The organism is Micromonospora sp. NPDC005161 (assembly GCF_053599855.1).
The window spans coordinates 244,839-257,248 of record NZ_JBSFYQ010000003.1 but is presented as its reverse complement, the minus strand read 5'-3'; the positions used below and the strand labels follow the sequence as shown (position 1 = coordinate 257,248).

Annotated in this window: 10 protein-coding genes; 6 read left to right on the top strand and 4 right to left on the bottom strand. The window is 69.7% G+C overall.

Annotation, left to right across the window (positions count from 1 at the left end; translation table 11 throughout):
• Positions 1–9 precede the first annotated feature (9 nt).
• The 3 genes from ACWD5O_RS04960 to ACWD5O_RS04950 all read left to right on the top strand — a co-directional run bounded on the left by ACWD5O_RS04960 (position 10) and on the right by ACWD5O_RS04950 (position 4,273).
• Positions 10–2,430 (top strand): Tex family protein, encoded by a 2,421-nt coding sequence (locus ACWD5O_RS04960; RefSeq protein WP_450084628.1) that lies wholly within the window; start codon positions 10–12, stop codon positions 2,428–2,430.
• Positions 2,431–2,917: 487 nt separating this feature from the next.
• Positions 2,918–3,802: an aminoglycoside phosphotransferase family protein gene (locus ACWD5O_RS04955; protein WP_450084672.1), complete on the top strand. Its 885-nt coding sequence runs from the start codon at positions 2,918–2,920 to the stop codon at positions 3,800–3,802.
• A 33-nt stretch (positions 3,803–3,835) separates the two neighbouring features.
• Positions 3,836–4,273, top strand: a complete 438-nt coding sequence (locus ACWD5O_RS04950; protein WP_450084627.1) for a hypothetical protein — start codon at positions 3,836–3,838, stop codon at positions 4,271–4,273.
• Here the strand turns inward: ACWD5O_RS04950 and ACWD5O_RS04945 are convergent.
• The 3 genes from ACWD5O_RS04945 to ACWD5O_RS04935 all read right to left on the bottom strand — a co-directional run bounded on the left by ACWD5O_RS04945 (position 4,233) and on the right by ACWD5O_RS04935 (position 6,900).
• Entirely contained in the window at positions 4,233–5,093 is an 861-nt protein-coding gene (locus ACWD5O_RS04945; protein WP_450084626.1) for a polysaccharide biosynthesis protein, read from the bottom strand. The genes ACWD5O_RS04950 and ACWD5O_RS04945 overlap by 41 nt on opposite strands.
• Entirely contained in the window at positions 5,008–5,235 is a 228-nt protein-coding gene (locus ACWD5O_RS04940) for a hypothetical protein (protein WP_450084671.1), read from the bottom strand. Before ACWD5O_RS04940 ends, ACWD5O_RS04945 begins: the two co-directional genes overlap by 86 nt.
• Positions 5,236–5,496: 261 nt before the next feature.
• Positions 5,497–6,900 carry a hypothetical protein gene (locus tag ACWD5O_RS04935; protein ID WP_450084625.1) on the bottom strand — a complete coding sequence of 468 codons (1,404 nt, stop codon included), beginning with the start codon at positions 6,898–6,900 and terminating at the stop codon, positions 5,497–5,499.
• 629 nt (positions 6,901–7,529) lie between these two features.
• On the opposite strand from ACWD5O_RS04935, the gene ACWD5O_RS04930 reads away from it, so the two are divergent.
• Together ACWD5O_RS04930 and ACWD5O_RS04925 are read left to right on the top strand one after the other, a co-directional pair.
• Complete coding sequence (locus ACWD5O_RS04930; protein WP_450084624.1) at positions 7,530–8,372, top strand: glycosyltransferase family 4 protein; 843 nt, start codon at positions 7,530–7,532, stop codon at positions 8,370–8,372.
• A gap of 164 nt (positions 8,373–8,536) precedes the next feature.
• Positions 8,537–9,772 carry a hypothetical protein gene (locus ACWD5O_RS04925; protein ID WP_450084623.1) on the top strand — a complete coding sequence of 412 codons (1,236 nt, stop codon included), beginning with the start codon at positions 8,537–8,539 and terminating at the stop codon, positions 9,770–9,772.
• 18 nt (positions 9,773–9,790) lie between these two features.
• Here the strand turns inward: ACWD5O_RS04925 and ACWD5O_RS04920 are convergent, their stop codons facing one another.
• Entirely contained in the window at positions 9,791–11,101 is a 1,311-nt protein-coding gene (locus tag ACWD5O_RS04920; protein ID WP_450084622.1) for a hypothetical protein, read from the bottom strand.
• A gap of 360 nt (positions 11,102–11,461) precedes the next feature.
• On the opposite strand from ACWD5O_RS04920, the gene ACWD5O_RS04915 reads away from it, so the two are divergent.
• Positions 11,462–12,370 (top strand): NAD(+)/NADH kinase, encoded by a 909-nt coding sequence (locus ACWD5O_RS04915; RefSeq protein WP_450084670.1) that lies wholly within the window; start codon positions 11,462–11,464, stop codon positions 12,368–12,370.
• Positions 12,371–12,410 lie beyond the last annotated feature (40 nt).

The following is a 12,410-nucleotide window of genomic DNA, read 5'->3' as shown; positions in this document are numbered from 1 at the left end:
ATCGAGATCGTGACCCAGTCTGTTCATCAGCGGATCGCCGACGAGCTCGGCGTGGCCGAGCGTCAGGTGCGGGCGGCCGTGGAGCTGCTCGACGGCGGCGCCACCGTGCCGTTCATCGCCCGCTACCGCAAGGAGGCCACCGGCCTGCTCGACGACACCCAGCTGCGCACCCTGGAGGAGCGGCTGCGCTACCTGCGCGAGCTGGACGAGCGGCGGGCCGCCATCCTGGAGTCGATCCGCGGCCAGGGCAAGCTGGACGAGGCCCTGGAAGCGCAGATCATGGCCGCCGACTCGAAGTCCCGGCTGGAGGACATCTACCTGCCGTACAAGCCGAAGCGGCGGACCCGGGCGCAGATCGCCCGCGAGGCCGGGCTGGCGCCGCTGGCCGAGACGCTGCTGGCCGACCCCACCCAGGACCCGCGGGCCACCGCCGCCGGGTTCGTCGACCCGGAGAAGGGCGTCGCCGACGCCGCCGCCGCGCTGGAGGGCGCCCGGGCGATCCTGATCGAGACCTTCGCCGAGGACGCCGACCTGATCGGCACGCTGCGCGAGCAGATGTGGTCGCGGGGCCGGCTGGTGTCCCGGGTACGCGAGGGTCAGGAAGCTGCCGGCGCCAAGTTCGCCGACTACTTCGACTTCTCCGAGCCGTACCCGAAGCTGCCCTCGCACCGGATCCTGGCGATGTTCCGGGGCGAGAAGGAGGGCGTGCTCGACCTGACCATGGAGCCGGAGGAGGCCGGCGAGGCGGATGCCGCGCCGACCGGCCCGAGCCGGTACGAGGCCGTCATCGCCGGCCGGTTCGGAGTGTCCGACGCCGGCCGCCCGGCCGACCGCTGGCTGGCCGACACGGTCCGCTGGGCGTGGCGCACCCGGGTCCTCATCCACCTCGGCGCGGACCTGCGGATGCGGCTCTGGCAGGCGGCCGAGGAAGAGGCCGTGCGGGTCTTCGCCATGAACCTGCGGGACCTGCTGCTCGCCGCGCCGGCCGGCACCCGGCCCACGATGGGGCTGGACCCCGGCCTGCGCACCGGGGTCAAGGTGGCCGTGGTGGACGCCACCGGCAAGGTGGTCGCCACCGACACCATCTACCCGCACGAGCCGCGCCGGCAGTGGGACGCGTCGATCGAGACCCTCGCCCGGCTGGCCGGCGCGCACGGCGTCGAGCTGGTGGCCATCGGCAACGGCACCGCCTCCCGGGAGACCGACAAGCTGGCCGGTGACCTGATCAAGAGGCACCCGCAGCTCAACCTGACGAAGGTGGTGGTCTCCGAGGCCGGCGCCTCGGTCTACTCGGCCTCCGCGTACGCCTCGCAGGAACTGCCCGGGATGGACGTCTCGCTGCGCGGCGCGGTGTCCATCGCCCGCCGCCTCCAGGACCCGCTCGCCGAGCTGGTCAAGATCGATCCGCGGTCGATCGGGGTCGGCCAGTACCAGCACGACCTGTCCGAGGTGAAGCTGTCCCGGTCTCTGGACGCGGTGGTGGAGGACTGCGTCAACGCGGTCGGGGTGGACGTCAACACCGCCTCCGCGCCGCTGCTGACCCGGGTCTCCGGCATCGGCGCCGGGCTGGCCGAGAACATCGTGCTGCACCGCGACGCCAACGGGCCGTTCCGGTCGCGTACCGAACTGAAGAAGGTGGCCCGGCTCGGGCCCAAGGCGTTCGAGCAGTGCGCCGGCTTCCTGCGCATTCCCGACGGTGCCGACCCGCTGGACTCCTCCAGCGTGCACCCCGAGGCGTACCCGGTGGTGCGCCGGATCCTCGCCAGCACCGGCCAGGACCTGCGCTCGGTGATCGGTAGGAGCGCGATCCTGCGGGGGCTGCGGGCGACGGACTTCGTCGACGACCGGTTCGGCCTGCCCACCGTCACCGACATCCTCGCCGAGCTCGAGAAGCCCGGGCGCGACCCTCGGCCGGAGTTCCGCACCGCCACCTTCGTCGAGGGTGTGGAGAAGATCGGTGACCTGACGCCGGGCATGGTGCTGGAGGGCGTGGTCACCAACGTGGCCGCGTTCGGCGCGTTCGTGGACGTCGGGGTGCACCAGGACGGTCTGGTGCACGTCTCGGCGATGTCCCGGACGTTTGTGAAGGACCCCCGCGAGGTGGTCAAGTCCGGTGACGTGGTCAAGGTCCGGGTGCTCGACGTGGACGTACCTCGTAAGCGGATCTCGCTCACCCTGCGCTTGGAGGACGAGCCGGGCGCGGCACCCGCCGGCCCACGGGACGGGCAGAATGCCCGTAGCGGACGGGCCGGCCAGGACGGACGCGGCGGGCCGGCTCAACGTGGTTCGCAGAGCGGGCGCGGCGGCTCCGACCAGCGCGGCGGACAGGGCGGGCGCGGCGACCAGCAGCGGCAGGGGCGGGGCAGCGGCGCGCCCGCACCGGCCAACGACGCGATGGCCGAGGCCCTGCGCCGCGCCGGACTCGCCTGACCAACCGGGCGCGGCCACGCGCCCCCGCCGACACCGCCCGGGATGCCCGCCAGTTGGGCGGCCATCCCGGGCGACGGGCCCTGCCGACCTCAGTGACCTGCCCATTCATGACCTCACCCGGGCGCTGTCGAGCTGCCCTGTATCTGGGGCGGTTCGGCGGCGCAACGGACGGCGACGCACTCACATCCGCACAAACCCCGCAGTGGCCCAGCAGCCGCGGGGGATGCCCGGCAGTTGTCCCGTGGCACACCCCTACAACCCCCGTCGACGTTGTCGCCGTGCAGATCTTGGACAGTTTCCGTCAGGGCGGAACGGAAACTGTCCAAGATCTGCGGTCTTTCGCAGCACGCCCCGGATATGGGGCAGGTTGACAGGGACTTCGGGGTGTGGCGGCAGGGAGCGTCCGGAATGGCCCAGCACCGGGGGTGTGGCGCGGGAAATCGGGTCGCTTGGTGGTGGGGTTCGGGGTGATGATCTCGCAGTGAGGATGCATACCGACCAGGTTGACGTCTCCGCGGACGTGGTCGCCGCGCTGGTGGCCGCGCAGTTCCCCGAGTGGCAGGCCCTCCCGGTCCGCCCACTTCCGTCGTCCGGCACGGTGAACTCGCTCTTCCGGCTCGGCCCGGAGATCGTCCTGCGGTTCCCGCTGCAACCCACCGCCGACCCCGAGCTGCGCGCCGAGCTGCGGCAGGAGCAGGAGTACGCCCGGCTGCTCGCCGCGCACCTGCCGGTCGCGGTACCCGAACCGCTCGGCCTCGGTGAGCCGGGCGAGGGGTATCCCGGGCCGTGGACGGCGTACCGCTGGATCGCCGGCGAGCCGGCGCGACCCGACCTGATCGACGACCCGGACGCCTTCGCCCGCGACCTGGCTGGCGTCGTCGCCGCCCTGCACGGCATCGACACCGGCGGGCGGGCCTGGCCCGGGTTCGGCCGGGGCGGTCCGCTGGCCGCCCAGGACGACGGCGTGCGGTCGGCCCTCGCCGACAGCGGTCACCTCACCGACACCGCCCGGCTCGTGGGCGTGTGGGACCGGTGCCGGGAGGCTCCCCGGCGCGACGATCGTCACGTGTGGATCCACGCCGACCTGATGCCGGGCAACCTGCTGGTCCGCGACGGCCGGCTGGCCGCGGTCATCGACCTCGGCACGGTCGGCGTCGGCGATCCGGCCGTGGACCTGATGCCGGCGTGGAACCTGCTCGACGCCGGGTCGCGGGAGACGTACCGGCGGGCGCTCGGCGTGGACGACGACACGTGGGAGCGGGGGCGCGGCTGGGCCCTGGTACAGGCGATCAACGCGCTGCCGTACTACGTCGAGACCAACCCGGTGATGGCCGACATCGCCCGGCACACCCTGCGGGCCGTACTCGACTGAGCCGTGCCGCATTCGCGGGCGTACCGTCGGCTCGTGAGTGAGCGGGACGGCCGGGAGTGGCGGGAGCGCCAGCGGCAGGCGGTGCGGGCGCACGCCGACGCGGACGCGCGGCGGCGGGCCGCCGAGCAGGCCGAGGCGGCGGAGCTGGTGGCCTGGTTCGTGGCCGAGGCGACGCGGCGAGGGCTGCCCACCACCCGGCTGGTCGCCCGGGGCTACGACGGGCGCGGGCGCTACCGGACCCGGCTGACCGGCTGGTACGTCGACCGGGCCGAGACGCGGGCGGTGGACGTGGCCGGCCGGTTCCACCTGCTGACCGTGCCGGGCGGCCTGCGGGCCCGGCTGTTCGGGGTCGACCCGCAACCCAGCCCGGCGCCGTTGATCGTCGGGGCAGGTGGCCGCGACGGCGAGTCGGTCCCGTTGCGGACGCTGCTCAACCGGCTGCTGGACGCAGGACGTTCGGGCAGAGGTTAGTCACCAGCCGGACGGCCGACTCGGCCCCCTCGTCCCACACCCCGCAGGCGCCGGCGACCGCACGTTCGCCGCGGCCGGCAGCGGTGGTCACGCTGCCCGACTTCGAGGGCATTTCAGCTGCGTGCTGCACACCGATTGCAGGTAAAGGTCGTTTGATGTCGCGCGCATCCAGCGGCACCCGGAGGAAGTCGCCGAAGTCCTCGGCATGGGTGAGCTCCTCCCGGCTGGCCAGCGTCTCGGCCTGCTTCTCGCCGTGCCGTACGCCGATCACGTCGAGCTTGACGGGCACGTCGAAGAGTTGGCAGACCGCCTCGGCCAGGTCACCGACGGTGCAGGCAGCCGCCTTGCGGATGAAGATGTCGCCGGGGCGGGCGTGCCGGAAGGCGTGCTCGACCAGCTCCACGGAATCGGCCAACGACATCAGGAACCGGGTCATCCCCGGGTCGGTCACAGTGGGCGCCCGACCCGCCTTGATCTGTTCGATGAAGAGCGGAATCACCGACCCGCGGGAGTACATGACGTTGCCGTACCGGACGCAGGAAACCGTGGTGGCGCTGTTCGGGTTGTTCCGGGCGTGCGCCTGGGCGACCTTCTCCATCATCGCCTTGCTCATGCCCATCGCGTTCACCGGGTAGACGGCCTTGTCGGTGCTGAGCAGCACCACCGAGCCGACGCCGCTACGCTCGGCAGCCTCGACGACATTGCTGCTGCCCAGCACGTTCGTCCGGACCGCCTCAAGCGGGAAGAATTCGCAGGACGGCACCTGCTTGAGGGCGGCCGCGTGGAAGATGTAGTCGATGCCACGGCTGGCCTTGAGCACCGAGTCGTAGTCCCGAACGTCCCCGACGTAGTAACGGGACCCGCTCGTCGCCGAGCAGCCGACGCATCTCGTCCTGCTTGGCCTCGTCCCGGCTCAGCACCCGGACTTCGCCGACGCCGCGGTCGAGAAGCCGGCGCACCATCGTCTGCCCAAAGGAACCCGTGCCGCCGGTGATCAGCACCCGGCGTCCGGTGGTCAAGTAGCTCACTGACGCTCCGTTCGTTCATGGTGGCTCGCGTAGGCCGTGCTGGTCGAGGGCCGTAGTGCGGCCACAACTGCCGCAACGAGCGAAACCCAACTGGAGAAACGACCACAAACGGGACTAACGGAACAACGGGCTCGGTCAAGATCCCGACGGTCTCGGCATGCGCCTACGGTCAGCCCATCGGTCCGCGTGCAGCTGTCATCGCGTACGCGCCATCGGCCGGGCACGGCGGGCGGCGTCCGTCCGGTAGTGGCCAACCAGGTGGTTCGGCACCGCCGGCCCCGAGACCCGCCAGCCAATCACCAGGACCACCGCGGCCAGGACCAGCAGGCGACCGCCGCCACGCACCACGTAGGTGAAGCTGCCCACCCAGAGGAGGTCGAACAGACCCACCGCCGTGACGATCGCACCGGCGTAAGCGCCCACGGCGTACGGCGTGGTGAGCGGGCTTGACGAGGCCCAGGCCAGAAGCCAGTCGATGAATCGGACGGCGAGGCCGATCACCGGGACCATCAGCCCCAGCCCCAGCAGCCCGAAGTTGTACAACCACTCCCCGTGCGCGAGCGCCGCTGCGGAGTGCCCCGTGCCAACCAGTTCAGGTGACAGAAACGTGACGAGATCGGCGCCGAAGCCGACCGGCTTGCCCTCCCACAGGGCGCGGGGCACCAGACCGACGGCCGCGTTGACAAATGTCTCCCCCCAGCCCCGCGGCAACAGCCCCACTTGGTCCAGACGCAGGAGCTGGGCGAACGCGTGCAGCGGGCTGATCGCGGACCCGAATCCATCCTGGTCGACCGTGAACGGTGAGCCCTGTGAGCCGGTGGCGCGGAGCCCGGCGAGGAACAGCAGTGCCGGGGCTGCCCCACCGAGGATGAGGAGCTTGGTGTACGGCCGCTGATCACGGTGGGCCGATATCACCAGCAACGCGAGCGCCAGCGTGCCGACGACGATCCGTCCGAAGCCGTTGAAGAGGTAGGTGAAGTAGACCGCGAAGGCGATGAGGAGAACCACTCCCCAAAGGAACGTATGGCGTGCCACCGGCCCCCGCAACAGCCCCACCGCGAGGAGCACGACGCCGACAAAACCGACCGGGTTGGCCACCTGCATCGAATCCGGTGCGATCGTGGCCATGGCCACGGCGAGCACCAGCAGGAGCACGCCACACTTCACCGCCCACCCGGCCGTCCTGCCGTCCGCCTGCCCGGCGTTCGGCGGCAGCCGACGCGGCACGCCACCGCTCCAGAACAGCAACCACGTCACCACCTGGACGAAGTAGCAGATGGCTACGGCGGTGAAAAGCGGGACGCCGGGGTCGAGCGTCCATGCCTTCACCGTTTGGTAGAGCCCGCTGAAGCCGACAAAGAACGCGAAGGCAAGGTTGTAGAGCCCGACCGCCGTGATCCGTTGACCGCCGTCCCGCCAGAAGACCCACGCGCCGAAGAGGGTCGCCAGGAAGCTCATCGCGAGGGTTCCGTCCCGGCCCCACGCGGCCGAGGGGTTCTGCTGGACAAGCAGGCACGCCACGCCCAGCCCGAGCCAGGCCAGCCCGACGAAGTAGCGCCAGAGAGCGCTGGTCGGGGTCCGCGCGCAATCGTCGGCCACACCGCGCGCGTGACGCGGGTGCGCGCCTCGATTCCCACCTGCCATCGCACGCGCCCCTGTCAATGACTCCATGAGAGCGGAGCATATATCGGACATCCAATTCGGCCGCTTGTCTCACGAATTTCGGGCCGGTCTTCGCCACATCACTTCGGGCCGATCCGTTCGCCGTCACCAATCCCCACCACTCATCGTTAGCCGACCGTGGCTGAAACCTTCGACGTCCTGCACGACGAGAGCACCCCCGCAGCCGCGAAGACCATTCACAATTCACCCCGGACCGTTCAAGACCGGCGAGACGTCGCACATCCTGCGGAATCGATCGCCGTGCCGCCGTACCGCGTACTGCTGACGTGCGACTTCTTCGAACCGGGATTTCGGGCCGGGGCCCTATCCGCTCCGTCGCCCAGCTGCTCGACGTCGTATCGCCAGCGATCGAGGTGACGATGCTGACGAGAGACCGCGATCTCGGCTCGACGGAGCCGTATCCCGGTCTCTCGGGTCGTTGGACGCACCGGGGTCCTGCCCGCATCTACTACCTCGACCCAGGCCGACTCCGCCAGTGGTACGCAATGCTGGGGACCCTCCGATCGAGCAAATTCGACCTTCTCTACGTCAACAGCCTTTGGGCGATGTCGTCGATTCTGCCGATTCTCGCGGCGCAAACACGCATCATCAAGGTCGAACGGATACTCGTCGCCCCGAGAGGTGAACTGGCGGCGAGCGCGCTTGGGGTCAAGAGCCGGAAGAAGAGCTTGTTCCTACGCGTCTGGCGCCCGATTCTCAAACGGCGCGAGGTCCACTGGCACGCCACCAGCCCGCACGAAGCGCAGCTGATCCGAACCGTCTTCCCGTGGGCACGGATCGAGACCCGACGCAACGAGGTGTCGCTTCCGCCGGAGCCTATCCCGCCAAACGAGATCGACGGATCTCCGCGGCTCGTATTCATCGGTCGCATCAGCCCGATCAAGAACCTGGCGAAGGTGATCGAGGCGCTCGCCCTGGTGACACGGCCGGTGGTGTTCGATGTCTACGGCCCACTTGAGGACACGTCGTACTGGGCCGAATGCCAGCGTCTTGCCCAGCGGTTGCCGGCGTCCGTGACGCTCTCCTATCTGGGTGAACTCGCGCCCGACGCGGTCCGGTCCACCTTCGCGCGGTACGACATGTTCGTCTTCCCGACCCAAGGGGAAAACTTCGGCCACGTCATCGCCGAGAGCCTCTCCGCGTCGTGCCCGGTGATCTGTTCGGACGAGACACCCTGGAGCCCGGTGCTCAGGGCAGGTGGTGGAGCCGTCCTGACGGATGTCACGGCGGCCGCTCTGGCTCACCAGATCGACCACTTCGCCCGGCGCACCCCCATGGAACGGCTCGCGGCGCGTCGAGCGGCGGGGCAGGCCTATCGGTCCTGGCGGGCAGAGACCGCCGGGCCGAACATCCTCGACCGGATCAGGTTGACCGCCGACCAACGCTGACCCGGCGCCCAACGCCGGGCGGCGAGCGGTGCCGTGCCGCCGTGAAAGGACCACGATTGACGGAACGGTCGACTCCGGAGCAGACGCTCTCCGAGCCCACCGAGCCTGTCCGCTCACGAGGAAGTGGCCGGGCGGGCGTACGGTCCAACACCATCGTGGCGTCGATGTCCAGCCTGGTGAGCGGCCTGTTGAACGCCGGGATACTCGCGTACAGCGCGCGGCAGGGCCAGACCGCCGAGATCGCGGCCTACAGCGTGATGACGGCCGCGCTGACCTGGGTGGCCAACCTGGTGATGGGCGGGTCGTCTCTCCTGTACGTGTCCGGAAATGACGAGGAACGGCGCGCGGCGCACAGTCAGCGGCTCCTGGTGGCGGTGCCGGCCATGGCCACCGCCACCCTGCTGATCACCGCTTTCTATGTCGGTGAGGGATACGGCATGTCGTCCCTGATCAGCGCCGGCGGCGTGGTGATCTTCAACAGCCTCGCCGACCTGCGCTTCGGCGACCTCGCCCGACAGATGCGCTTCATCGCGGCCTCTGCCGCGATAGCCAGCACCCGCCTCCTCTCCATGGTGCTGCTGATCGCTGGCACGCCGCTGACGACCGCGCTGCTGGTTGGTGCCGCCACCTACCTGTTCAGTACGGAGATACTCGCCTGTCGAGGCCCGGCCGCCCCTCCTGCGATGTGGAGAAATCTGTCGCTGCGAGCTGCCGGACGCGCTTTTCGGTTGAGCCGGCCGCTGTTCACCTACAGCCTTGCCGAGGCTTTCACCGGTCGCGCCAGCACCATCGCTCTCTCACTGGTCGCGAGTCCCCAGGTCGTGGGCTGCTACGGCGCCCTGGCAAACATCTACCAGGCACTGGTAGCCGTCACGTTCAGCGGACTCCGGGTTCCGATGGCGATCCGGACCAGGCGGCGACACAACCTCGGCCCCACCGAGGCGGTTAGTCGGGAGAGCGAGATGATCGCCGTCATCGGCGCGACCGTCATCGCCTGCGGGGTCATCGCCACGGCACCGTGGCTCACAACGAGTCTGCTCTCACTGCCGATACCTGAGTCAGCGCTCTGGCTGCAGCTGCTGGCGCTCGCCCTGCCGTTCACCACGGTGAACCGCGCCTTCACGCTCAACCGCATCGGCGACGGGAACTACGCCGCCGCTACCCGTCTCGCCCTGTCGATCGGTTTACTCCTGGGCGGCGCACTGCTCATCCAGGCGGCGACGCTCGGCCCGACGGGCGCGGCCGCCGCGACGGCCGTGGCGGAGGTGCTGGTCGCGGGGACCCTCGTGCTGGCCGCGGTGTCCCGTCGGTACCGGCGGCGCGGATCCCATCGACCCAGGGCGGTCACGTCCGAACAGGAGCACCGCCCGGCGTCGCCCGCCGACCTCCTCGGAAGGTGAGGCCGCGGTGCCCTCGGATCAGGACACGAACAGGGGATGCTTGCCGGCACGAGTGCGGGCCTGGTCGGCGACCTGGTGGAACGTTATCGACTCCGCGCGAAGGTCAGGATGGTCCTTCCTCAGCTCGCGAGCGAAATACAGGCTCACAGCATCCAGATCAAGCTCATGGTCCGCCTGTACGTAGATGTGCAGCGTGTCAGGTCGCTCCTGGCGGAACTGGACGCCGACGATTCCCGGGTAAGTCTTGAGGATGTGCACCGGCAGGATCGGGGATAGATCGAGCGTCCCGTGCGCAGAGGCGACTTGGACGATTTCCTGTCGTCGGCCGAGGACCGCTCGGAACTCGAACGCGTTGCCGTCGACGGCGTCAGTTGGTTCGACCTGGTCCCCGATGGAGTAGTTGACCAGCGGGAACAGACGGTCGTCGAGGGTGGTGACCGCGAGCGAGCCGTCATCGGCGACGAGACAGATGACGCTGTCCCAGATGACCTGGATGGGTCGTGCCTGCTCGCGGGACATTGCCACCAGGCCGGTCTCGGCAGCGCCGTACTCGATGACCGCCCTTGCCCCGAAGACCCGTTCGATCAGCGCGATGTCCGCGTCACTGGCCGTCTCCGCGGTCAGGATCACCGCGCGCAGCTGACTCATGTCGCCCAGATCCAGCCTGTTGCGCTCGACATAGCGGGCGACTTTGAAGATTGCCGAGGTGTATCCGACCAGCAACACGGGTTGCCGGGACCGGATCGCCTCGTAGTGACCTAGCAGCGCGGGATCACTGAGGTCGTAGGCGTTCAGTCGGGTGATGTTCACCAATCGGTCGGCGACGCCACGCTTCAACCGAGCGATCTGGCTACCTATCCCGTCGCCGAACAGGTGCGAGTGCCCCCACAGCAGGATCTGCGGCTCGAACGGCTGGACTCCCCGCCAAGACCGCCCGAGGTAGTTGTTCGCCCACCGGTCGGTCGACTCGCCCCGCCCCCGAGGAAACCGGGTGGGCTGGCCGGTGCTTCCGCCGGTGCTGTAGGCCTGCTTCGTCGAACCACCCGCGAAGACCTCGGCAGAGCGGCTGATCAGCAACTCCTTGTCGAGGGTCGGGAAGTTGCGGATGTCCGACGGCCGAGCGATGCCCGCGGGGAGACGGTGTTCCTTCCGCCACGCCTGGTAGAACGGCACCCGGGTCAGACAGTACGCCCACATCTTGTTGAAGCGTTCGACCTGGATCCGCTCGATCTGGGCGCGGGACAACGGCTCGTTGTAAAGGGCGATCTTCCGCTCGAGACGCCGGCGGCGTTCCGCGAACAGCCACCCGCGCTCCATCAGCGCACGCACGTTAAGTCGCCTCCCGGCTCCGCTGCCACCCCTGGGGAGCAGAGCTGCCGCCACCAGCCCGCTCGTTCATCAGCAACCTTTCAACGATGCGACAAAATGCCAGTTACGACATCGAATCGTCCGAGCCCCCGAGGTAAACATGCACCGCACCCTGCTCGGGCTGATGCTGCGTCCAACCCGGGGGTTCACTGAAATTCGTCGGAATCATCTCGACGGGGCGGTCCGACACCGCAAAGGGCTCGCCGGGCGCACCGAGGACCGGCACGGCCCGCTGACCCGCCGCCCCGCCCCTGACGGCGCACTCTCGGTGTACGCCCGGCGCGGCCGCCAGCGATGTGGTGAGCTGTACGGGTGTCGGGTCTGGGTCTGGTACTGCACCCCACCCGGGATGTCACCGAGGTGGTCGGGATCATCGAACGGTGGGCGACTCGCCACCACAAGTCGCTGATGGTGCGCGCGGAGGACAAGCACCGGGTGCCGGCCAGCGTCGAGCCCGTTCCGGATGACGAGGTGGCCGTCCGCGCCGACGCGTTGATCAGCATCGGCGGTGACGGCACCATGCTGGGTGCGCTGCGCTCCGCCGTCCTCGACCCGAAGCCGGTGCTCGGCGTACACCTGGGCCGCCTCGGGTTCCTCGTCGAGGTCGAACCGCCGGAGCTGCCCGAGGCGCTGAGCCGGCTGCTGTCCAAGGACTTCACCATCGAGTCGCACGCCTGCCTGGCCTGCGACGTGTGCGGCGACGACGTGGTGGCGTTCAACGACATCGCGCTGGTCCGCCAGCCGGGGTCCGGTTTCGTCACCGCCACTCTCGCAGTGGACGGTCAGCAGTACGGCTACTACCGCTGCGATGCCCTGGTGGTCAGTACGCCGACCGGCTCCACGGCGTACAGCTACGCGGCCGGCGGCCCGCTGATCTCCCCGGCGGCGGACGCGGTGGTGGTGACGCCGTCGGCGCCGATGGCCGGCATCTCCCGGTCGGTGGTGCTCTCGCCGGACGAGAAGATCCGGCTGGAGCTGGAGCCCAACTCGTCGGCGGTCGTGGTGGAGATGGACGGGTTGGTGTTCCGGGACGCGGCGACCGAGGGCGCGGTGGACATCAGCTACCGGCGCAACGCCGGCCTGGTGGTCCGCTTCGACCCGTTGCGCTACCAGGAACGCAACCAGTTGAAGATGACCCTGCTCGACCTGCCGTTCCTGCCCGAGCAGCTCAGCGAACTCCTCCCCGATGAGCTGCGGCGGCGCCAGCGGGAGCTGCCACCGCCCTGCTGACCGGCCCGGCCCCGGCCCGCTCCGCCCGCCCGGGGGGGGG

Excerpts from the sequence above, each read along its gene's own strand:
- ACWD5O_RS04955 (WP_450084672.1), top strand. The coding sequence starts at position 2,918 with ATGCATACCGACCAGGTTGACGTCTCCGCGGACGTGGTCGCCGCGCTG.
- ACWD5O_RS04940 (WP_450084671.1), bottom strand. The coding sequence starts at position 5,235 with ATGGTGCGCCGGCTTCTCGACCGCGGCGTCGGCGAAGTCCGGGTGCTG.
- ACWD5O_RS04930 (WP_450084624.1), top strand. The coding sequence starts at position 7,530 with ATGTCGTCGATTCTGCCGATTCTCGCGGCGCAAACACGCATCATCAAG.
- ACWD5O_RS04925 (WP_450084623.1), top strand. The coding sequence starts at position 8,537 with ATGTCCAGCCTGGTGAGCGGCCTGTTGAACGCCGGGATACTCGCGTAC.